Here is a 22,433-nt window from a genome sequence, read left to right on the forward strand (position 1 = left end):
ATTATAGAAAACCGAACCGGTAAAGTCAATCCATTTTCGCTAATTCCTGTGCATTTTCCTAAGAAAGGTCTTTTCGAAAATCTCCTTAGACGTTCTATTTTTTAGGAAAGTCCGTTTGCAATCAATCAATTGTCACCTGCTCTTGTTCTTTGGTGATCAAAATGATGCCATCACCTAATGGTACAAGGCTAGAGGTCAAATCAGGATGTGTCATGACTACGTTGAGAAATTGATTCAGTTTCCGATGGATGGATCGATTTTTGCGAGGAATTTCTTCATCAGGCAATAAAATCGTTCCTCCTTGAAAAATATCATCTACCATTAAAACGCCGCCTTTTTTTAGAAGTCGTAAGCATTCTGGTAAAAATTCAATATATTTTGCTTTGGCACTATCCATAAAAATAAAATCATAAGGACCAGACAATGTGGGTAAAATTGTTGCGGCTTGTCCTTCCAACAACGTGACACTTTGTTCGAGATGTAATCTTTGATACGTCTTTTTTGCTTTTTCAATCATCACATCAAAGCGATCAATAGTTGTCACGTGACCGTCTTTGCCGATCGTTTGTGCCATTAAACTGGAAGAAAACCCGATGGCTGCACCGATTTCCAGAATGTTTTTTGGTTTTATTTGACCAAGTAAAAATTGAAGAAAGACGACTGTTTCATGGGGAATGATCGGTACGCCTTGCTGATTTGCCTCTGCTTCGATTTTTCCGAGTTCGTCTGTTAATGGTTTCTGTTTTGTTCGCATGAAGTCCACTAAGTCTTCTTTTACAATTGGACGATGCATCATTTCATTTTGCACAAGCTCCACCTCGTTGTTCATTATAGCTGAGAGTAGGGAAGCGCCGCAATCTTTTTTCTCAGCCAGATTTTTAAAAGATGTTTCTTTCAATTTATTGCAATAGCGTTCCGATTACCCGCCAATCTTCCTCAATCAAGGGTTGAAGCTTTCGATTATAGAAAACGGCAGCGGGATGAAATAATGGAACAATCGTGTAACTGTTTTTTGTCCAACTATATTTCTCCTGTCCGGCATCCAACTGTAAAATCGGATGCTGAATAATTTTCCCGTGGGCGGATGTAATCACATATTTTGGTCCCAATAATCGTTGTAAGCCGATGTTTCCGACAGTGGCAATCAATCGGGGGGCAACTTTTTTTATTTCATAATCTAAAATAGGTGCATGGGCAAGTACTTCCTTTTTGTTTGGCGTCCGATTTGGTGTAACGATTTCTTCTTCACCAGTGCGTTTATTTTTTCGCTCTTTAACAGAAAACGGACGACTGCGAACTGCACTAGTAATATATACTTCCTCTCGCGTCAATCCAACACTGTCAAAGCATTTCATTAATTCAACTCCTGCTTGGCCACTGAAGGGAATAAAATTGGTGATTTCTTTTCTTCCCGGTGCTTCACCGACAATCATCAATTTTGGCTGGAGTGGTCCTTGACCAGGAACGAATCCTTCTAGTTTAAAGCCAACCGAGCGTTGGAAAACGTCCGCTACTAAAGAATCAGGATAGTTCATTATGGATGCCTCACTTTCTGATCATCAGTATAAATTGTTTGCTGAAAAAATGAAAATAATATGGAAAACGGCAGAAATCAATTGACGCTGCTGTTTTTTTCTGATAAAGTGTTCTTGTTGTAATTGTGGACTCCACAGCTACAACCGCTCAGAACAAGTTTGTAAGTACGAGAGTCACTTGGGATGGCGAGTCTAAGTATATTATAAGGAGGTGCTGTTAAGCATGTACGCAATTATCAAAACTGGTGGAAAACAATTGAAAGTCGAAGTTGGCCAAGCAATCTACGTTGAAAAATTAGACGTTGAAGCAGGCGAAAAAGTGACTTTTGACGAAGTCGTTCTTGTTGGTGGAGAATCAACGAAGGTTGGAGCCCCAACTGTTGCCGGTGCAACTGTTGTAGGAACTGTAGAAAAACACGGCAAACAAAAGAAAGTCGTAACGTTCAAATACAAACCTAAAAAACATTCTCACCGTAAACAAGGTCATCGTCAACCTTATACTAAAGTGGTTATCGATGCAATCAACGCATAATTTTTGCGAAAAAGAAGGTTGCAACTTATGATCAAAGGGACATTCAAAAGAAATGACTCTGGTCAAATTGTTTCTTTTACATTGACTGGACATGCCGAAGCAGGACCATATGGCAGTGATATTGTCTGTGCAGGAGTTTCTGCATTAGCAATCAGCACAATCAATGGAATCAATGCTTTAGCAGGGACAGAGCCAAGTGTTGAAGCAAATGAAGACGAGGGTGGTTACCTTCGTATGTCATTGGTTTCCGGTTTGACTCAGGAACAAACCAACATTGAGCAAATCTTATTAGAAAATTTGCTGTTGGGTCTTCAATCAATTGAAAAAGAACAAAGCGAATATATCCAAATCTCTACGATTATAGAAAAATAGGAGGTGCATCTCATGTTGATGAAAATGAATTTGCAATTCTTCGCTCATAAAAAAGGTGGGGGTTCTACTTCTAACGGACGTGACTCAGAATCAAAACGTTTAGGTGCTAAACGTGCTGACGGTCAAACTGTTACTGGTGGATCAATCCTTTACCGCCAACGTGGTACAAAAATTTACCCAGGTGTAAATGTAGGTATCGGCGGTGACGATACATTGTTTGCTAAAGTTGATGGCGTTGTTCGTTTCGAACGTAAAGGCCGCGACAAAAAACAAGTATCTGTTTATCCTGTAGCGCAAGAAGCATAAGAAATCATAGTCCAACCCCTTATCAAGGGTTTGGGCTTTTTTTATACGCGAAACCCATTTATTTCCGTTTTTTCCGTCTTCCTTGCTATACTAAAGAGACTAAGGAATGCTAGGAGGAAACGCCGTGAAAAACGCCATGCTGATTGTAAATCCAAGTTCGGGTGGGGAAAAAGCAAAAGAGTTTGAAAAATTGGTTGTTGAAAAGTTATCCCAGCTTTTTACAGATGTCGTGATTTTAGCTACCGAAAAAGCTGGTGATGCCACAAATTTTGCCCGGCAGGCAGCAATTGAAAACTACGATAGTGTATTTGCAATTGGAGGAGATGGAACGGTCAATGAGGTGATTAATGGGTTGGCAGAGCAGAAATCACCGCCGAAGTTTGGTTTCTTTCCTTTAGGAACGGTGAACGATCTTGCTCGTGCTTTACACATTTCCCTCGATCCGAAGAAAGCAATCGACGAATTGAATCTTTCTCAGACGAAAAAAATTGATCTTGGGAAAATCAACGACCAGTATTTTATGAACGTTGTTGCAATCGGTTTGATTCCAGAAGCAATCAATCACGTGAGTGCAGAAGAAAAAACGAGATTTGGAAAATTGGCGTATTTTATTTCAGGGTTAAAGCAACTCTCGGGGAATCAGAGCTATCCTTTTCAGCTATGTCTTGATGATGAAAAGGAACAAATTGAAAGCAGCACGGTGATTGTCAGCCTGACAAATTCTGTTGGGGGATTTGAGCAGTTGTTTCCGGAGGCGAAAGTGGATGATGGCTTGCTGCATCTGATTTATTTGAAGGATAAAAATTGGCTGGAAACAGTCAGATCTGTTCCTGATTTGTTAAAGGGAATTGATGCGACCAATGACAATGTCGCGTATCGAACGTTTCGTGAAGGAAGAATTGCATTAGAAAATAAGTTGTCAATCAAAACAAATGTTGATGGGGATGAAGGCTGTTCTTTGCCGATTCATTTAAAGGTTTTGCCTAAACAGTTGGAAGTCTATTGTTGATAGAAGATAAAAAAGCTAGTCTTTTGTCGATTCTTTTCGTAAAATAAGAAAAAATGAAAAAAGAAGGAATCACGATGGAAAAGATTCGAGTAGCAAAACCAGCCGATGCCGCAGAGCTGCTGGCCATTTACGCTCCCTATGTAACTGAAACAGCCATAACTTTTGAATATACACTGCCAACACTTGCAGAATTTCAACAACGGATTGCAGATACGCTGATTCGTTATCCGTATTTGGTTGCAGAAGATGAAATGGGTAAAATTGTCGGTTATGCTTATGCAGGAACCTATAAATCGCGGGCGGCTTATGATTGGACAGTTGAAGTGACCGTCTATGTTTGCCAAACTATCCGTGCCAAGGGAATTGGTTCTGCCTTATACCAAGCTCTAGAAACACAATTGGAGCGGCAAGGAGTGGTACAGGCAACTGCGTGTGTGACCGGGGGTAATGAGCAGAGCATTGCTTTTCATGAAAAACGCGGGTATCAGCTGGTGGCTACTTTTCCAAAGGTTGGTTACAAGTTTGATCAATGGTACGATATTGTTTGGCTGCAGAAAACATTGAATGCACCTCAAAAACAACAAGTGTCGTTTGTTCCCTTTTCAAAATTTGAGGAATAACAGAGAATAGAAAAAATTTGTCATTTATTTTTATTGAAAACAGTATGTGTCTAAGACAGAGTATGTGAAAGCTATTTTCGAAAAGTTATGAAAAAAGTTGGCGGTTTACATTTTTTTGAAAAGTGCTAGAATAAACACGTACTCATTTTGACCTGTTAGTCAAGGGGTTTAAGACGCCGCATTCTCAGTGCGGAGGCGCCGGTTCGAATCCGGCACAGGCTATAAGTGAAAGAGAGCTGGTACATCAACGTTTGTTGGTGATTATCAGGTCTCTTTTTTTTTACGAAAAATCGGCTGTGGGGCAGAGAATGGGGCAGAGATTTTCTTTTTAAAAATTAAATTTTGCCTAAAATGAACGATAGCCCTCTCGATTAAGAGAAGGCTATCTGACGAATCAATATTTATTAGTTTAAAGTTGGTGGTGACTATTACTAAAAATTAACTATTTCTCATTTAAACGATGTACTCCCTAACCACTAGTACATCCTTGTAACCCTGTAGTTACGCCAGTTTGAATAAATTTCATAAAAATGAATTAAATTTGTCGCTTAAAAATATTTCTCGTGTTCTCTAATTATAACACATTTTAGAGATGAAACCAAAAGACCAGAATTATGCGGAATTTTCCGATAAATTGACACAAAATATTAAACGTTATGTTATTATTGAAAAATAAGAAGGATAAATGAAAAAGGGAGAAGATAATGAAAAAAAGCAAAGCGTATCGTATCGCGATTCGAGCAATACTGACAGCCTTAATCATTCTACAGACGATGATCCCCTTTTTGGGATATATTCCCCTTGGGTTAACGAATCTGACAATTATCCACATTACAGTTATTGTAGCAGCGATTGTTTTGGGAACGAAAGATGGGATGTTTGTCGGATTGATGTGGGGACTTTTCACAATGATTCGTGTTTGGACTTTTCCAACGACTCTATTTGATACGACGGTGTTTACAAATCCGATCATTGCGGTTTTACCTCGGGTGTTAGTGGGGTTGGTTGCAGGATGGAGTTTTTCCTGGCTTTACCAAAGGGGGCGGCGACTGGTTTTTTCTTCGATGGTTGCTGCCGTACTAGGCACTTTAACTAATACCCTTCTAGTTTTATTTTTCATGGGAACATTGTATACAGAATTTGCGGCAGCGATGTACCAAACGACTACCTCTCACTTGGTGATTGTTCTAGGAACAATCGCAGTAACTAATGGTGTGTCGGAAATTATTGCAGCGGTCATTCTGACCCCCGTGTTTGTCAAAGCAATCCAAGGAATACGTCATCTGCGATTTGTTGAAGAAAAATAAAAAGTTTTATCAAAATATTGAGAAAAATCAGGTCGCTGGCTGAGACCTGATTTTTTGTCTCGAAGCGAATAGTATTAGAGAATTGGGATAAATGGTATACTTAACAGGTATGATACTCTTTATTTAAGTATACATAAATAAAAGATACGTCAAAAAAGGCAAATATCTTTTGTTTTGATGAAAAAAAGCTATAATAAAAAAACGATACACTACATAATAGTCAAATTGCCTGAAAATAGTTGGAGAAAGGAGTCCCCTATGTCAAAGAGAATTGATCGCATTTATCAGTATGTTTTGCAGCAGATGGCCCGTTTTTCCGGATCGGAGGAAGGAAACTTCGGTATAACAACGCAGGAAGTGGCGGAAGTTTTGGCGATTCAACGTACCAATGCCAGCAAAGATTTAAATGAACTCGTTAGACAAAATCGGTTGAAAAAAATCGATGGTCGTCCAGTTCGGTACGCCGCATACCCAGCTATTCAACCTCCTGCAAAAAAGCATGTCGTTAGCTACAAAGAAGAGCAGATACCGCGAGAATTGGCTCAACCACAATTTGTCAGCGCTCCAATAGCCGTCCAAGATATTTTTACACGGATTGTTGGGGCAAATAACAGCATGAAAAATGCCGTAGAGCAAGCAAAGGCGGCGATTTTATATCCGCCAAAAGGATTAAATTGTCTAATCACCGGACCTACTGGGTCTGGGAAAACCTATTTTGCTCACGTCATGTTCCAATTTGCGAAAAGCAATCATGTGATTGATGAAGAAAAAGAATTGATTGTTTTTAACTGTGCGGACTACGCCAACAACCCAGAATTATTGATGAGCCACTTATTCGGTTACGTAAAGGGTGCTTTTACGGGAGCGGAACAAGAAAAAATCGGTATTATTGATCAAGCAAACGGCGGGATGCTCTTTCTTGATGAGATTCATCGATTACCACCTGAGGGACAGGAAATGATTTTTTATTTCATGGATCATGGAACCTATAGCCGATTGGGGGAAACAGGGAAAAATCATCAGGCAGATGTTCGGATCGTAGGAGCTACGACAGAAGATCCAAATTCTTCCTTGCTGGATACTTTTGTCCGTCGGATACCGATCAATATCCAGCTGCCTTCCTTTGAACAGCGGCCTGCTTCGGAAAAAGTTGATTTGGTTAAAATTATGGTAGCGCAAGAAGCTAACCGAATTCAGCGGAAAATCTCCTTGACCGAGGACGTAATCAAAGTATTGATTGGCAGCGTCAGCTACGGAAATATCGGACAATTAAAATCAAATATCCAACTGGTTTGTGCCCGTGGATTCTTAAATCATATGCAGCACGAAGAAATTACGATTACAATGACTGATTTGCCGGAAGGAATTCGCTCAGGGTTATCCTCTTTAGCCAATCGGAGGGAGAATTTAGCTGAATTATCTAAAATTTTAGAGCCTAAAATTGTTATTTCGCCTAATGAAAGTTTAGTGGAAATTCGCACGGATTCCTACGAGCTACCTTACAATCTCTACGATATTATTGGGGATAAGGCAGCTTTGCTGAAGGCGGATGGGCTGGATCAGGAAGCAATCAATCATTTTATTTCAACGGATATCAATATTCATTTGAAATCTTTTTATAAAGATCATGGCTTTTCCTTTAACGCAGAAAATAAGTTGTCGGAATTTGTGGATCAAAAAATTATTGATGCAACAAACCGAATCTATGAAGATGTTCGCCGAGAGTTGGGGTATGAGTTTCAACAAAATTTCGTTTATGCCATGAGTTTGCACATTAGCTCTTTTTTGAAAAAAATCAACGATGGAGAAGAACGGCATACGAATGACAACATTCGACAAATGGTCGCCGGATTCCCAGAAGAATTTGCTATGGCGAAAAAGATCCGTCGCTTTATCGGCAAAACGTTTCAAGTCATTATTCCTGAAAGTGAAGATTATTATTTAGCAGTTCTTTTGATTTCACTGCGGGCACATCAAACAGAAGGTAAAATCGGCGTAGTGGTCGCTGCTCATGGACACAGCACCGCCAGCAGCATGGTGCAGGTTGTTCAGCAACTGTTGGAAGTCGATCAAGTTGCTGCGGTGGATATGCCACTAGATATGTCGCCGAAAGTGGCGTTAGAAAAGATCAAAAACGCAGTGGTGCAAGTAAATGATAAAAGTGGTGTCATGCTATTGGTAGATATGGGTTCATTAGCAACGTTTAATGAAGAAATTATCCGAGAAACTGGCATCGAAGTCCGTACGGTTGATATGGTAACCACGGCTGTTGTATTGGAAACCGTACGTAAAGCTTCTGTTTTAGGCACTGACCTTGAGAGCTTATATGAATCATTGGAAAAATTTCAGGGGTATGGACGAGTACTCGTTGAACGAGACAACCATCGAGCGAAACAAGCAATTCTAGCAATTTGTGCTTCTGGTGAAGGTACTGCCCAACGAATCAAAGAAATCATTCAGCGATCGCTTTCGAAAAAACAAGAGCAGGAATTGACTGTTGTACCTCTATCTGTGGTGAATTTAAAAAGTGAATTGCCGAAAATTCAGGAGACGTATCATTTGATTGCGGCAACTGGCATCGTTGATCCGAAAATTAGTGCTCCTTTTATCCCTTTGGATCGTTTTATCGATCAGGATGTCGGTGCTTTATTGGATCGGATTTTAGTGGATAAGGAACCGACGTTTATTGAAGGCGACTTCCAGTTGAACGAGGAAAAAGCAACAGAAACTGCTATTCGCTTTATGGAAGAAAGTTTCACCTACATCAATCCACAAAAATTGTTTCAACCCATTTGGAATTTTGTTGTTGAAACGGTCAAGGACGCTGGCTTTTCCCAACAAGAATACGGTTTGGAAATCAATCTTGCGCTGCATACCGCGGGAATGATCGAGCGGATTCTAGTCCGTCAGCCGTTGACTGTCGATCAAGCAACGATTGAAAAGCTACTCCAAGATTCTTTTTATCAACGGTTGCATCTGCATGTACAATCCTTGGAACGTTTTCTGCGCTTGGAGGTACCGGAAGCGGAAGAATACTTTTTGATGGAGATTATTCATACCCATCAAGAAAAACAGCTTTTATTGGAACAAGAGTAAATAAATACACTAGAATGATACACTTTAGAACAGTGTACCTTTCTAGTGTATTTTTTAAATTTCTTATAAGTTAAGGATTTATTAAATAGTGTATCGCTTAGAAAGTTGGCACATATCTTGCATATATATAAGAGGATACAGGAGGTGAAGACAAGAATAAGTGGCATGAATTTGTCATTTAGAGACAGTGTTGGTAAGTAGGAGGTATGGTGATGGGCATCGATATACGTTTGGCGCGTATTGATGATCGCTTGATTCACGGACAAGTGGCAACAGCTTGGTCGAAACAAACGAAAGTCGATCGAATTTTAGTTATCAGTGATGAAGTAGCTAAGGATCAATTACGGAGGTTTTTATTAAGTGAAGCGGCGCCGCCGGGGATCAAATCAAATGTCATTACAGTCGATAAAATGATTGAGATTTACACGAATGATTTGTTTAATGGACAAAAGGTGATGCTGTTGTTTACAAACCCACAAGATGTTGTCCGCTTAATAAAAGGCGGTATCGTTCTTTCTTCGGTAAACATTGGTGGAATGAGCTTTTCTTCTGGCAAACGCATGATTACCAATTTTGTTTCGATGAATGATCAGGACATTCAGTCATTCAAGTATCTCGCAGCACTCGCTATCGAACTAGAGATTCGCAAAGTACCTGCTGACCGCAAAGTCTACTTGATGGAACTGTTAGAAAAGGAAAAGTTGTTGTAGTTGGAAAATAGCAATTGTCGCAAACCGCATTTATTCGATGTTATTCACGCACAAGCTATTGAAACCAAAAAAGTCAAATAGGAGGTATAAAGATGGTAGGAATTATCCTAGCAAGTCATGGACAATTCGCTGAAGGCATCTTGCAATCCGGAGCAATGATCTTTGGAGAACAAGAAAACGTAAAAGCTGTTACGCTGATGCCAAGCGAAGGACCAGATGATTTGAAGGCCAAAATGGAAGAAGCAGTCGCCTCTTTCGATAATCAAGACGAAGTATTAATCTTAGTCGACCTATGGGGCGGAACACCATTTAACCAAGCAAACAATTTGTTCGAACAACACAAAGACACTTGGGCAATTGTTGCCGGCATGAATTTGCCAATGGTTATTGAAGCGTACGCATCCCGCTTCTCAATGGAATCTGCGCAAGAAATTGCCGCACATATCCTTGAAACAGCAAAAGAAGGGGTACGAATCAAACCCGAAGAACTTGAACCAAAAACAGCTGCACCTGCAGCAACAGCGGATGCTACACAACCTAAAGGCGCGATTCCTGTGGGAACAGTCTTAGGTGATGGTAAATTAAAAATTGTTTTAGCACGGATTGATTCTCGTCTATTACATGGTCAAGTAGCCACAGCATGGACAAAATCTGTTTTACCAAGTCGTATTATCGTTGTATCTGATGCCGTAGCAAAAGATGATCTTCGCAAAAAACTGATTGAGCAAGCTGCTCCTCCAGGTGTTAAAGCGAATGTCATTCCAATTAATAAAATGATTGAAATCGCAAAAGATCCTCGTTTTGGTAACACTAAGGCATTGTTATTATTTGAAAATCCAGAAGACATGTTGCGAGCAATTGAAGGTGGCGTTGATATCAAAGAAGTAAACGTCGGCTCTATGGCTCACTCAGTCGGAAAAGTAGTTGTAAGTAAAGTATTGTCAATGGGTGACGAAGATGTTAAAGCTTTTGAAACAATGAAAGACAAAGGCATTTCATTTGATGTACGTAAAGTACCAAATGACTCTCGCGACAATATGAACGAAATTCTTAAAAAAGCAAAAGATGAATTAGCAAAAGCGAAATAAATGCATAAAAAAATTAGAAGAAAACGGAGGATTAATAATCATGGATTTGAATTTCATTCAGGTGATATTAGTCGTTATCGTGGCATTTATGGCTGGTATGGAAGGGATTTTAGATGAATTCCAATTCCACCAACCACTTGTGGCATGTACACTAATCGGGTTAGTGACCGGTAACTTAGAAGCAGGTATCATTCTTGGAGGATCACTACAAATGATCGCTCTAGGTTGGGCAAATATTGGAGCAGCCGTAGCACCAGATGCTGCATTGGCATCTGTTGCATCAGCAATTATTTTAGTTTTAGGTGGACAAGGTAAAGAAGGCGTAACATCTGCTATTGCTCTTGCAATCCCATTGGCAGTTGCTGGATTGTTCTTGACTATGATCGTTCGTACAATTGCTGTGCCAATCGTTCATATTATGGATGGTGCTGCAGAAGAAGGAAATTATCGTAAAGTAGAATTATGGCATATGATCGCTGTTGCTTTACAAGGTGTTCGTATCGCAGTTCCTGCTGCAGCTCTATTATTCATCCCAGCAGAAACCGTTCGTTCTGCATTGGAATCAATGCCAGCTTGGTTGACAGATGGTATGGCAATCGGTGGTGGTATGGTTGTTGCTGTTGGTTATGCAATGGTTATCAACATGATGGCAACCAAAGAAGTATGGCCATTCTTTGTTATCGGTTTTGTTGTAGCAGCAATCTCACAATTGACATTGATCGCATTGGGTGCATTGGCAGTCGCAATCGCTTTGATCTACCTGAACATTACTAAAATGGGCGGATCATCTAATGGCGGCGGCGGAAACACCGGCGACCCATTAGGCGACATTTTGAATGATTATTAAACTTGAAGGAGGAGAAAGAAATGGCAGAAAAAATCACATTATCTAAAAAAGATCGTTTAGCCGTTGCATGGCGTTCTACCTTCATTCAAGGATCATGGAACTATGAACGGATGCAAAATGGTGGTTGGGCATTTTCATTAATCCCAGCAATCAAAAAATTATATAAAACAAAAGAAGATCGTTCCGCAGCGTTAAAACGTCATTTGGAATTCTTTAACACGCACCCATATATCGCATCACCAATTTTAGGCGTTACTTTGGCATTGGAAGAAGAACGTGCCAATGGTGCACCTGTTGATGACGTAGCAATCCAAGGGGTTAAAGTTGGTATGATGGGACCGTTGGCAGGGGTCGGCGATCCAGTTTTCTGGTTTACTGTTCGTCCAATGCTTGGTGCATTAGGTGCATCACTAGCATTATCCGGCAATATCATGGGACCAATTATTTTCTTCGTAGCTTGGAATATTATTCGTTGGGCTTTCATGTGGTACACACAAGAATTTGGTTACAAAGCCGGTTCTAAAATCACGGATGACCTTTCAGGTGGACTTTTGCAAGACGTAACAAAAGGAGCATCCATTCTAGGGATGTTCGTGCTTGGATCGCTAGTACAACGATGGGTATCCATTAAGTTTGCCCCAACGGTTTCTGAAGTACAACTTGATAAAGGCGCTTATGTTGAATGGGATAAAATTCCAGAAGGCGGCAAAGGGTTACAACAAGCATTCCAAGAAGTTGCTTCTGGTAAAGCTTTGTCTGATGTAAAAGTAACGTCTTTACAAGATAACTTGGATCAATTGATTCCAGGTTTGGCTGCTTTATTGTTAACATTGTTGTGTATGTGGTTGCTTAAGAAAAAAGTTTCTCCAATTGTTATCATCCTCGGATTATTCGTGGTTGGTGTAGTTGGACATTTAATCGGATTGTTATAATCTGATAAATTAAATGCAAAATAGGCTGGAATATTGTTCATTCGTGAACGGTGTTCCAGCTTGTTTCTTAAAGAATAGTCTTACATAATCAGGACAAGCCTAGCATATCCAGCCAGGAAAACGTATAATAAATAAAGCGACAAGAAAGGGAGTCGAATGTATGGTTCAATCACTGAATAAAAAAGTCGATTTAACAATCAATGCCACTTCTTTTATGGGAATCAATGAATACGGTCAAATTATGATTGGTGATCAAGCTTTTGAATTTTATAATTCAAGAGATACCCGTAAATACATCCAAGTTCCGTGGGAAGAGGTCGAATTTGTCATTGCTTCGGTCATGTTCAAGGGCAAATGGATTCCTCGCTATGCCATCAAAACCAAAAAAGGTGGGACCTTCACCTTTGCTTCTAAAGAACCAAAAAAAGTATTACGGGCGATCCGAGAATACGTTGACCCAGATCATATGGTTCAATCATTGGGTGTACTGGATGTTTTAAAACGAGCGATTCAATCAAAACAAAAAAAGTAAGCAGTTGACTCAGTTTTTGAGCAGCTGCTTTTTTTCAAATTTTCTAAATTGTGGTAAGCTTGAATTGAAGTAGGAAACATTTTTAGGAGGGAAACCTATGCATTTTTTGTGGACGTTAATCGTAGGTGCAGTAATCGGCACGATTGCTGGTGCAATTACCGGAGAAAAACGAGGTTGTCTTTTTGATATCATTGCCGGACTGGTAGGTTCAATGATTGGGCAATCATTATTCAGTGAATGGGGACCGCAAGTTGCCGGAATGGCGATCATTCCATCAATTCTCGGGGCAGTGATTTTTGTGGCGGTAATTTCTTTCTTTTTCGGTCATTCAAAAAAATAAAATGAATCGTTATCGATAGAATACAAGGAGTTTCTGCGGAAACTTCTTTTTTTTGTAAAAGCGGACAATTTTTTCGCTTTTCTGAAAATTTTGTTATAATGAACAGGAAGCAAAAAAGAAAGAGGGAATCATCCTATGATGTTACGCGTAGAAAAATTGCGAGAAGCAATGAAAAAAGAACAAATTGACGGCTTTTTGGTAACGAGTCCGTACAATCTTCGTTACTTGACGAATTTCACGGGGACGACAGGTTTAGCGGTTATTACGTTAAATAAAGCTTTTTTTGTCACTGATTTTCGGTATACGGAACAAGCTGCGGCACAAGCGCAAGGCTTTGAAATCGTCAAAAATGTTGGACCGATTTTTGATGAAGTAGCAAAAATCTGTGACTCAGAAGAAATCCAAGCCTTGGCATTTGAAGAAACACAAATCAGCTTTGCAGAATATTCGGTACTAGAAGAAATTATTGCCGAAACCGATTTGATTCCTGTGGCAGGCATGATTGAAAATCTGCGGGAAATCAAAGATGACGAAGAAGTGGCAATCATTCAACAAGCTTGTCATATTGCCGATCAAGGATTTGATCATATTTTAAAAATGATTCGTCCGGGAATGACTGAGATTGAAGTTGCCAATCAATTGGACTTCTTCATGCGTTCTCTTGGTGCAACCAGTGTTTCTTTCGATACTATCGTTGCTAGCGGCCTGCGTTCTGCGATGCCGCATGGCGTTGCCAGTGATAAAGTCATTGAACAAGGGGATTTGATTACATTAGATTTTGGATGCTATTATCAAGGCTACGTTTCAGATATGACACGGACCTTTGCTGTCGGTGATCCCGGAGAAAAATTAAAAGAAATCTATCAAGTCGTTTTAGAAGCTCAATTGAAAGTTATTGAAGCTGCAAAACCAGGCTTAACTGGTATTCAATTGGATGCCGTAGCTCGCGATCACATTGCTGCAGCAGGGTATGGCGAAGCCTTTGGTCACTCTACTGGACATGGCATTGGTTTGGAAATTCATGAAGGACCAAATGTCTCCTTCCGTGCGGACAAACAATTTGTCGTGGGAAATGTCATCACAGATGAACCCGGAATTTATTTGCCAGGAATTGGCGGTGTCCGAATCGAAGATGACTTATTGATTACCCCAGAGGGCAATCAAGTGCTAACTCACGCACCAAAAGAATTAATTATCCTGTAATTTTAGATTAGAAAACAGCGGCTTTCCTTTGGAGAGCTGCTGTTTTTTTCTGAAAATTTCTCTTATTATTTCAAATAATGCAGGCAGAAGAAAGGATGATATGAAATTTTCAGAAATAAAAAAAGCTTATAATAAAACCATGCTAAAAAGATAAGAGGGAAAGCAATGAAATTATTCAGTCAGTTTGCGATTGTGTTATTATTTTCTATTTTAGGTGAAGGGCTTCGTGTGGTTTTGGATCTACCGGTTCCAGGAAGTATCATTGGAATCGTGTTATTATTTTTGGCCTTTGAGTTTAAAGTGGTCGATGCAAAAAAAATTGAACCAACTTGTGAGTTTTTGTTAAATAATTTAACGATTTTATTCGTTCCCGCAGGTGTGGGCTTGATGAAATATTATGATGCCATTAAATTTACTTGGCCAATTTTATTAGGAATCGTGGCACTATGTGTGATGGCTACCTTGGTAACCGTAGGAAAAACCACTGAATTTGTTGAAAAAATGCTGGCACGGCGTCGGGGTGCGGTAGTAGAAGAAATCGTCAAGTTGGAAGAAAAATTGCAGGTCAAAGGGGGAGAAGTCAATGACCTCTGAGCTGGTGCAAAGCCCATTGTTTGGATTGGCATTGACCGTAGCAACATTTTGTTTGATGGAACGATTGTTGCGAAATGTTCGTATTCCATTTGTTAATCCGTTGATCGTAACGATTGTGTTGATTATCCTTTTTTTGAAACTTACGGGTGTCAGCTATGACGATTACAATATTGGTGCAAACTTTTTGACTATGATGATCACTCCGGCAACCGTTGCTCTGGCACTGCCCTTGTATCGTAATTTGGATAAGCTTAAGGAAAATATCCTGCCCGTTTTAGCAGCGACAGTTGTTGGAATTGTGACGAATTGTACCTTGAGTATTTTGATTGGTCATCTTTTTTCTTTGAAGGATTCGATGATTCTTTCTTTGTTGCCGAAATCAGTTACGACAGCTATTTCTTTGGATATTTCAAAACAAATGGGCGGTTTATCGGCGGTCACGTTAGCTATCGTCGTTTCCACGGGGATTTTAGGGGCGTTGATCGGCAGTCAAGTATTTAAAATTTTTAAAATAAACAGCCCTGTTGCACGAGGAATCGCTTTAGGCAGTACCTCCCATGCTATCGGTACAGGACGTGCCATTGAGTTGGGTGAGGTAGAAGGAATTTTGTCAGGACTTTGTATTTGTGTGAATGGTATTGTCACGGTATTATTGCTGCCGGTCTTCTATCGTTTTGTTGAAGCAATACTCTACTAAATTGAATTTCCCTTTTCGCCCATCTTTTGCTACAATAATGCAGAGTTTGGCGGAGGGATTTTTTTATGTATTTAACAGCAGAAGAGTTGCAGGAAGTCGATCACGAACTTTTTCGAAAAGTGTCAATCCTAGAGATACTGGCAGATGGACAATGGTTGACTGTTACTGGTTTATCCCGGATTTTATCGATAGATACCCGTAGTGTGGGGCGGTTAATCCATGAGTTGACCAAAGAATACCATCTTTTCACTGGATCGGATTTGGCTTTGTTTGCCCGTGACAAGCGTCTGGGCTATCGTCTGCTTTTTGCGGATAATGAATTGGAGCAGGAACAGTTTTTGATTTTTATGATCCGCAAAACATTATCTTTTCAATTGTTGGAGGAAATTTTAGCAGAAAAACTACATTCGTTGCAGGATTTTAGCGAGAATTTCTACATCAGTGAAACGACTGCTCATCGAAAAGTGACTGAATTGAAAAAAAATCTGGCAAGGTATGGTCTGGCTCTTCAACGGGGCAGTTACCAATTGATTGGTGATGAAAAAGCGGTACGGATGTATCTGTCGATTTATTATTGGCGACTTTTTCGCGGAAAAATCTGGCCTTTTCCACAAATTGACAGAAAAAAAGTAGCCGAAGCAGCTAAAGCCGTTATGGCATTTTTTGGCGTTGCTTTTCATGACATGAAAAAAAGACGGTTGGAATATTTGATTGCGGCAAGTTTGATGCGGGAAGCCCAGCAACACCATCTGCCCAACGATGAGGTACTGACCCATTATCTGAAAGACAATCAATTCTTTGCTGAGTTTTCTGCTAAAATTACAACACATTTGCCTTTGTATCATCGCTCCAAAAAAGCAGTGGGTTATCTTTACCTCGCTCTTTTGACACGAGAGGAGTATTATCAACAGCCGGCAATTTTAGCGGAATTGATAAAGGATCATCAACGTCGTGAAACCCGTGTCCATCTCCATCATCAGCGGTTGACGGATTTGATTCTGGCTGATTTAGGAGAAGATCCAGTTCAAGGGAAAAAATTATTGCAGCAGGCACAAGGCTATCTTTTAAGTGGCCATTTATTTGCAGAATTATTTCCGACATTGGAATTGGGAATCAATGCAACGGCGTTTTGGACGGCTTCCGTTCATAAGCATCCAGAATTGATCCAATGGGTAAAAAATAAATTTGAATTGGTAAAAAAAGAAACAAATGACCCCATTTTTTCTATGAATAAGATGCTTTTTCGTCGCTATCTGACCGTCTTAAAAGAGTTGTCGGAATTTATGCCGGATCTGCCGCAACTGCGTATTTTATTATTGACGGATCTGCCTTTATTTGAAGAAGATGTGCTGATTCGTGATCTTCGTCATTTTTTTAAGCGAAATTATCAGCTGATCTTTTTCCGACAGCCAGCAGAAGAAGACTGTGACTTGTGTTTGACTACCAGCTATCTTTTGTGGCCGTTGGAATCTGGATTGGAAACGCTGTTGATTACGCAAGAATTAAAAATGGATGATTACCTGCATTTGATGGAAGTCTTTGAAGCCCACGTGGAAAAGAGCCAGCAAAAAAATCGCTGAATTCCAACGAAATGTTCCCTTGTCCCGTAACGTTTTATATAGCGTATCCTTCAAATTAATGATAAACTATTAACGACTAGAACTCTTAAAAGTGAAGGATGTCTCTTCTGCTGCAAAAGTTGCCTGGAGACAAGCTAGAACGGCGATAAAAACTTTGTGAAAATTTTATCCGGAATAGACTAAGGACAAGGAGGATTCGAATGATTTCAGTAAACGACTTTAAAACTGGTCTGACGATTGAAGTGGATGGTGACATTTGGCGCGTAGTGGATTTCCAACACGTGAAACCTGGAAAAGGGGCAGCCTTTGTTCGTTCAAAATTAAAGAACTTGCGGACAGGTGCCGTTCAGGAAAAAACATTTCGTGCAGGGGAAAAAGTTGCTAAAGCACAAATCGATAATCGTAAGATGCAGTATCTCTACGAAAGTGGCGGAAATCATGTGTTTATGGATTTGGGGAATTATGAACAAATCGAAATCCCGCAAGAACAAATTGTTGATGAATTGAAATACATGTTGGAAAATATGGAAGTCAATATCATCATGTATGGCTCGGAAGTATTAGGTGTTGATCTGCCGAATACGGTGACGCTAGAAGTAGCGGAGACCGATCCAAATATCAAAGGAGATACCTCTTCTGGGGGTTCTAAACCGGCGAAGATGGAGACTGGCGTAATGGTCAATGTACCGTTTTTTGTCAATCAAGGCGATAAATTAATCGTCAATACCAGTGACGGTACTTACGTATCACGGGCATAAGAATGGAGGAACGCAACATGGCTGATGAAAAGAATTTTGTGCTGAACGCAAACCAAGAATTAGGTGAAATCGTCATTGCACCAGAAGTGATTGAAGTGATTATCGGTATCGCTGCATCGAAAGTCGATGGTGTTTATGGCATGCGAGGCACATTTGCAAATAATGTAACAGAATTGCTGGGGCGCTCTGCTCACGGCAAAGGAGTTTATCTGACTATCGACGAATCAGGAATCAAAGTGGATCTTTATTGCTACATCAAATACGGTGTGTCTGTTCCTAAAGCAGCAATGGCAATTCAAGAACGGGTCAAACAACAAGTCTTGTTCATGACAGATGTTGCGTTGGCTGAAGTCAATGTACATGTTGTAGCTGTTGTGCCGGAAAAACTAGAATTACCTGATTTAGATGAATTATTTGAAAGCGAAGAGGAAGAACATGAGTAAAGAAGTATCCCGTCACGAGATTCGTAAAATGGCACTCCAAGCCTTGTTTCCTCTTGATTTCAATCAGGATTTATCAAAGCAGGATGCTATCATGCATGCGATTGAATTGGAGCATCATGAAATCATTGATGAAGAACAAGAGAACTTTGTACCAGGCTATTTAGACCAGCTTGTTGGCGGTGTTTGTGAACGAAAGGCAGAATTGGATGAAATTATTCAAAGCCATTTAAAAAAAGGGTGGAGCATTAAGCGGCTTCCAAAAATGGATGTCACGATTTTACGAATCGCAATCTATGAAATGCTGCATGTTCCCGAAGTACCCAACAAAGTGGCGTTGAACGAAGCCATCGAATTAGCCAAAACATTTAGCGATGATCAGTCACGAAAATTCGTCAATGGTGTACTTTCCACCATCAACGATGAAACAGTTCAATAGACCATCGTTTGATCAACGAAGTCAGAATGGGGTCCCCCGTTCTGGCTTTTCTTATAGGAAAGAAAAAGTTTCCTTTTTTCGTGAAGAAAGCTTTCGCAAAAAATAAGTGCTATGCTAGAATAAAGGCAAATGGGTTAAAAAGGAGCGGATTCCATGGCAGAATTGATCAGAGGCAAAGAGTTGGCAGAAACCATGCAGCAACGCCTTGCCGAAGAAGTAAAAGAACTTGAAGAAGCACACATTCGTCCTGGTTTGGTCGTTCTTTTGGTGGGGGAGAATCCCGCCAGCCAGACGTATGTTAAAAATAAAGAATTAGCTGCACAACGTATCGGCATTCGTTCAAAAGTTGAACGTTATCCCAGTGATATTTCTGAAGCCGCACTATTGGCAGAAATTGAAAGATACAATCAGGATCCCGCATATCACGGTATTTTGGTTCAATTACCTTTACCAAAACAAATCAGTGAAGAAAAGGTATTGCTGGCAATCGACCCCAAGAAGGATGTCGATGGGTTTCATCCAATGAATTTAGGAAAATTATTTGCCGGCAAACCGGAAATGATTCCCTGCACTCCTTTTGGTATCATGAAAATGTTTGAGGCGTACAATATTTCGTTAAAAGGCAAACAAGCGTTAGTCATCGGGCGCAGCAATATCGTAGGCAAACCAATGGCACATCTTTTGTTGGCGGAAAATGCCACAGTTACGATTGCCCACTCTCAAACGAAACACTTGGCTGAATTAGCCAAACAAGCCGATATTTTAGTCGTTGCAATCGGCAGAGGGCATTTTGTCACCAAAGAATTTGTCAAAGAAGGCGCTGTTGTTATTGATGTCGGAATGAATCGTAATGAGGAAGGCAAACTAATCGGAGATGTGAAATTTGATGAAGTGGAACCAATCGCTTCTTATATCACGCCCGTGCCAAGAGGTGTTGGTCCAATGACAATCACCATGCTGATGTACCAAACGATTAAAGCAGCAAAAGGACAGAAATCAGGTGAGTAAATGGCACAAGACTATTTAACCGTTACAGCACTGACCAAATATTTGAAACGAAAATTTGATGCAGATCCCTATTTGGAACGGGTATATCTGACGGGAGAAATCTCCAATTTTCGTTTACGCCCCAATCATCAATATTTCAGTTTAAAAGACGACGGTGCAAAAATCTCTGCAGTGATGTTCAAGGGTGCCTTTGATAAAGTGAAATTTAAACCAGAAGAAGGAATGAAGGTTCTGGTGGTTGGCCGAATTTCTCTTTATGAGGCCAGTGGAAATTATCAAATGTATGTCGAACACATGGAACCGGACGGAATCGGTGCGTTATATCAAGCCTACGAACAATTAAAAGAAAAACTGGGGAATGAAGGATTGTTTGCAGCACCGAAAAAAAATCTGGTGCGATTTCCTAAGCGAATCGCCGTGTTGACCAGTCCAAGCGGTGCAGTTATTCGAGACATCATTACAACGGTTCGCCGTCGGTATCCAATTGCCCAAATTGTTTTATTTCCGACCGTTGTTCAAGGGGATAAAGCTGCGGATGATGTTGTAAAAAATATTCAGCGGGTGGAAGCAGCCGGTGATTTTGATACAATGATCATTGGGCGAGGCGGAGGTTCCATCGAAGATTTGTGGCCCTTCAATGAAGAACGGGTAGCACGGGCAATTTTTGCCGCAAAAACACCGATTATTTCTTCTGTTGGGCATGAAACAGATACAACCATTGCTGATTTGGTTGCTGATGTTCGTGCTGCGACCCCAACTGCGGCGGCAGAATTGGCCGTACCGGTCTTAAATGAAGAAGTGGTAAAAATTCGAGAACGAAAAGCACGTTTGGAACAGGCATTTATTTTCCAATTGCAGAAAAAAAATGAACGCTATCAACGAGCCCTGAATTCTTATGTCTTTCGTCAGCCAGAGCGGTTGTATGAAGCACAATCGATTCGTTTGGACCAACTGAATCAACGGATGAGACAGCAAATGCAGCAGCTGCTATTTGAAAAAGAGCGACAAGCCACCCAGTCGATTCACCGCCTGCAGCAACTAATTCCTTTAGCGAGAGTTCAAGCTGCGCAACAGCAAACGAACTATTTGAATGAACGGCTGATTAAGCAAAGTCGACAATTAATAGAAGAAAAACAACAACAAATGCAACAAGCCATCCAGTCTTTGGATTTATTGAGTCCATTAAAAATCATGGGTCGAGGTTACAGCTACACCACGAAAGACGAAACAGTTGTAAAGTCGGTTGCCGGATTGCGGCCAAAAGATGAATTGCTGATCCATTATCAAGATGGACAGGCAAAAGTTCAAGTAATCGAATTAAAAGACAGCAAAAAATGAACACGCGTAGAAATTTTCAGTAGATGGAACGAGGAGGAGAATCATGGCGAATCCAACATTTGAAGAGTCATTACAAGAATTAGAACAAATCGTTACCCGCTTGGAGCAAGGAGATGTTCCCCTTGAAGAAGCGTTACAAGCATTTCAAAAAGGAATGGTATTAAGTAAGCAGTGCCAGGATACTTTGACGAAGGCTGAAAAAACATTAACAAAAATGATGTCAGAAAACAACGAAGAAAAACCATTTGAAGAGGCGGCAGAATGAAAAATCTAGAAGCCATTCGCCGTGAGCATTTGCCGGCGGTCGAAGCCGAGATTCTACGATTTATCGATGAACATGTCATCAATGACCGCTTGAAAGCAAGCATGATGTATTCCGTTCAGGCTGGGGGCAAGCGTTTGCGCCCGCTGATACTTCTGGCTACGATTGCTTCTTTTGGGAAAGAAATCGAACAAGGTGCGTATCAAGCTGCGGCCGCATTGGAAATGCTGCACACATATTCGCTGATTCATGACGATTTGCCGGCAATGGATAATGATGATTTACGCCGAGGCATGCCTACAAATCATGTGAAATTTGATGAAGCAACGGCTGTGTTGGCGGGTGACGGTTTGCTGACAGAGGCTTTTCATTTGCTGAGTCTGGCAAATATCAAAGCAAGTCCGAAGCTTTTGCTGATTCAGCAATTGGCAAAAGCGGCTGGAACGCAAGGAATGGTCGCCGGACAAGCAGCGGATGTTCAAGCAGAGGGTCAGCATCTGCCGTTGGCTGAGATTGCAAAGATTCATCAACATAAAACCGGTGATTTAATGACTTTTGCAATGATTAGCGGCGGAATCTTAGCTGAGCAACCGGAATCCATGATTCTGTCTATTCAACGCTTTGCTAAACATTTGGGGTTAGCTTTTCAGATTCGAGATGATTTGTTGGATGCGACTGCAACAGCCGAAGTTCTTGGGAAAAATCCTAATCGTGACACGATTTTAGAAAAAAGCACCTATCCTTCTTTATTAGGAATCGACGGGGCCCGGCAAGCATTATCAGAAACGTTAATGTATGGGCAAGAAGAAATAAAAGAATTACAAAATTCAGCCGATTTTCAGCCGCAACTATTTGCGGAACTGATTGAGCAATTTCGACTATAAGAAA

26 protein-coding genes, 1 tRNA gene and 1 other annotated feature are annotated in these 22,433 nt (G+C 40.5%); of the genes, 25 read left to right on the top strand and 2 right to left on the bottom strand.

The genetic code is table 11. The features are described 5' to 3' along the window. Positions 1-121: 121 nt before the first annotated feature. Both BAU16_RS10005 and BAU16_RS10010 read right to left on the bottom strand, forming a co-directional pair. Positions 122-808, bottom strand: coding sequence for an O-methyltransferase (locus BAU16_RS10005; RefSeq protein WP_137605013.1), 687 nt, complete (start codon positions 806-808; stop codon positions 122-124). 91 nt (positions 809-899) lie between these two features. Next, a complete protein-coding gene (locus tag BAU16_RS10010) occupies positions 900-1,535 on the bottom strand; it encodes a uracil-DNA glycosylase (protein ID WP_161527012.1) in 636 nt (211 codons plus the stop codon). Between the two features lie 132 nt (positions 1,536-1,667). Next, positions 1,668-1,739, top strand: a sequence feature (ribosomal protein L21 leader region). A 19-nt stretch (positions 1,740-1,758) separates the two neighbouring features. Here BAU16_RS10010 and rplU point away from each other — a divergent pair. The 25 genes from rplU to BAU16_RS10135 all read left to right on the top strand — a co-directional run bounded on the left by rplU (position 1,759) and on the right by BAU16_RS10135 (position 22,429). After that, positions 1,759-2,067, top strand: a complete 309-nt coding sequence (gene rplU / locus BAU16_RS10015) for a 50S ribosomal protein L21 (protein ID WP_048604846.1) — start codon at positions 1,759-1,761, stop codon at positions 2,065-2,067. 27 nt (positions 2,068-2,094) lie between these two features. Then, the gene (locus tag BAU16_RS10020) at positions 2,095-2,439 is read left to right on the top strand and encodes a ribosomal-processing cysteine protease Prp (protein ID WP_048604847.1); all 345 of its coding nucleotides are present in this window, start codon (positions 2,095-2,097) and stop codon (positions 2,437-2,439) included. Between the two features lie 12 nt (positions 2,440-2,451). Next, on the top strand, positions 2,452-2,745 hold the full coding sequence (gene rpmA / locus BAU16_RS10025; RefSeq protein WP_048604848.1) for a 50S ribosomal protein L27: 294 nt from the start codon (positions 2,452-2,454) through the stop codon (positions 2,743-2,745). Between the two features lie 124 nt (positions 2,746-2,869). After that, positions 2,870-3,754 carry a diacylglycerol/lipid kinase family protein gene (locus BAU16_RS10030; RefSeq protein WP_161527013.1) on the top strand — a complete coding sequence of 295 codons (885 nt, stop codon included), beginning with the start codon at positions 2,870-2,872 and terminating at the stop codon, positions 3,752-3,754. Between the two features lie 74 nt (positions 3,755-3,828). Beyond that, a complete protein-coding gene (locus BAU16_RS10035) occupies positions 3,829-4,374 on the top strand; it encodes a GNAT family N-acetyltransferase (RefSeq protein ID WP_048604850.1) in 546 nt (181 codons plus the stop codon). Positions 4,375-4,523: 149 nt separating this feature from the next. Further along, positions 4,524-4,596 (top strand) — tRNA-Glu (locus BAU16_RS10040). A gap of 479 nt (positions 4,597-5,075) precedes the next feature. Continuing rightward, positions 5,076-5,681: an ECF transporter S component gene (locus BAU16_RS10045; RefSeq protein ID WP_147570597.1), complete on the top strand. Its 606-nt coding sequence runs from the start codon at positions 5,076-5,078 to the stop codon at positions 5,679-5,681. A 258-nt stretch (positions 5,682-5,939) separates the two neighbouring features. Further along, positions 5,940-8,777 carry a sigma-54-dependent transcriptional regulator gene (locus tag BAU16_RS10050; protein ID WP_161527014.1) on the top strand — a complete coding sequence of 946 codons (2,838 nt, stop codon included), beginning with the start codon at positions 5,940-5,942 and terminating at the stop codon, positions 8,775-8,777. 218 nt (positions 8,778-8,995) lie between these two features. After that, entirely contained in the window at positions 8,996-9,487 is a 492-nt protein-coding gene (locus tag BAU16_RS10055; protein WP_171000789.1) for a mannose/fructose/sorbose PTS transporter subunit IIB, read from the top strand. 92 nt (positions 9,488-9,579) lie between these two features. Further along, positions 9,580-10,575 carry a mannose/fructose/sorbose PTS transporter subunit IIA gene (locus tag BAU16_RS10060; RefSeq protein ID WP_048604854.1) on the top strand — a complete coding sequence of 332 codons (996 nt, stop codon included), beginning with the start codon at positions 9,580-9,582 and terminating at the stop codon, positions 10,573-10,575. A 40-nt stretch (positions 10,576-10,615) separates the two neighbouring features. Continuing rightward, positions 10,616-11,422 (top strand): PTS mannose/fructose/sorbose transporter subunit IIC, encoded by an 807-nt coding sequence (locus tag BAU16_RS10065; RefSeq protein ID WP_371851510.1) that lies wholly within the window; start codon positions 10,616-10,618, stop codon positions 11,420-11,422. A 20-nt stretch (positions 11,423-11,442) separates the two neighbouring features. Beyond that, entirely contained in the window at positions 11,443-12,354 is a 912-nt protein-coding gene (locus tag BAU16_RS10070; RefSeq protein WP_048604855.1) for a PTS system mannose/fructose/sorbose family transporter subunit IID, read from the top strand. A gap of 160 nt (positions 12,355-12,514) precedes the next feature. Further along, positions 12,515-12,886, top strand: coding sequence for a DUF956 family protein (locus BAU16_RS10075; protein WP_048604856.1), 372 nt, complete (start codon positions 12,515-12,517; stop codon positions 12,884-12,886). Between the two features lie 97 nt (positions 12,887-12,983). After that, positions 12,984-13,226 (top strand): GlsB/YeaQ/YmgE family stress response membrane protein, encoded by a 243-nt coding sequence (locus BAU16_RS10080; RefSeq protein WP_048604857.1) that lies wholly within the window; start codon positions 12,984-12,986, stop codon positions 13,224-13,226. Positions 13,227-13,361: 135 nt separating this feature from the next. Beyond that, complete coding sequence (locus BAU16_RS10085; RefSeq protein WP_048604858.1) at positions 13,362-14,429, top strand: M24 family metallopeptidase; 1,068 nt, start codon at positions 13,362-13,364, stop codon at positions 14,427-14,429. 165 nt (positions 14,430-14,594) lie between these two features. Further along, positions 14,595-15,023 carry a CidA/LrgA family protein gene (locus BAU16_RS10090; RefSeq protein ID WP_048604859.1) on the top strand — a complete coding sequence of 143 codons (429 nt, stop codon included), beginning with the start codon at positions 14,595-14,597 and terminating at the stop codon, positions 15,021-15,023. Beyond that, positions 15,013-15,720 carry an LrgB family protein gene (locus BAU16_RS10095; protein ID WP_048604860.1) on the top strand — a complete coding sequence of 236 codons (708 nt, stop codon included), beginning with the start codon at positions 15,013-15,015 and terminating at the stop codon, positions 15,718-15,720. The genes BAU16_RS10090 and BAU16_RS10095 overlap by 11 nt, the downstream gene beginning before the upstream one ends. A 65-nt stretch (positions 15,721-15,785) precedes the next feature. Next, entirely contained in the window at positions 15,786-17,300 is a 1,515-nt protein-coding gene (locus BAU16_RS10100; protein ID WP_137605020.1) for a helix-turn-helix domain-containing protein, read from the top strand. Positions 17,301-17,500: 200 nt separating this feature from the next. Then, positions 17,501-18,058, top strand: coding sequence for an elongation factor P (gene efp, locus BAU16_RS10105; protein ID WP_048604862.1), 558 nt, complete (start codon positions 17,501-17,503; stop codon positions 18,056-18,058). Positions 18,059-18,075: 17 nt separating this feature from the next. Continuing rightward, complete coding sequence (locus BAU16_RS10110; RefSeq protein ID WP_048604863.1) at positions 18,076-18,501, top strand: Asp23/Gls24 family envelope stress response protein; 426 nt, start codon at positions 18,076-18,078, stop codon at positions 18,499-18,501. Further along, positions 18,494-18,937, top strand: a complete 444-nt coding sequence (nusB, locus tag BAU16_RS10115) for a transcription antitermination factor NusB (protein ID WP_048604864.1) — start codon at positions 18,494-18,496, stop codon at positions 18,935-18,937. The genes BAU16_RS10110 and nusB overlap by 8 nt, the downstream gene beginning before the upstream one ends. Before the next feature lie 153 nt (positions 18,938-19,090). After that, positions 19,091-19,945: a bifunctional methylenetetrahydrofolate dehydrogenase/methenyltetrahydrofolate cyclohydrolase gene (locus BAU16_RS10120; protein WP_048604865.1), complete on the top strand. Its 855-nt coding sequence runs from the start codon at positions 19,091-19,093 to the stop codon at positions 19,943-19,945. Next, positions 19,946-21,283 (top strand): exodeoxyribonuclease VII large subunit, encoded by a 1,338-nt coding sequence (gene xseA / locus BAU16_RS10125; RefSeq protein WP_137605021.1) that lies wholly within the window; start codon positions 19,946-19,948, stop codon positions 21,281-21,283. It begins immediately after the preceding gene. A 43-nt stretch (positions 21,284-21,326) separates the two neighbouring features. Further along, entirely contained in the window at positions 21,327-21,548 is a 222-nt protein-coding gene (locus tag BAU16_RS10130; protein ID WP_048604867.1) for an exodeoxyribonuclease VII small subunit, read from the top strand. Continuing rightward, positions 21,545-22,429, top strand: a complete 885-nt coding sequence (locus BAU16_RS10135; protein WP_137605022.1) for a polyprenyl synthetase family protein — start codon at positions 21,545-21,547, stop codon at positions 22,427-22,429. Before BAU16_RS10130 ends, BAU16_RS10135 begins: the two co-directional genes overlap by 4 nt. The last annotated feature ends 4 nt before the right edge of the window (positions 22,430-22,433 follow it).

Source organism: Enterococcus sp. JM9B (assembly GCF_009933265.1).
GTDB lineage: Bacteria > Bacillota > Bacilli > Lactobacillales > Enterococcaceae > Enterococcus_C > Enterococcus_C songbeiensis.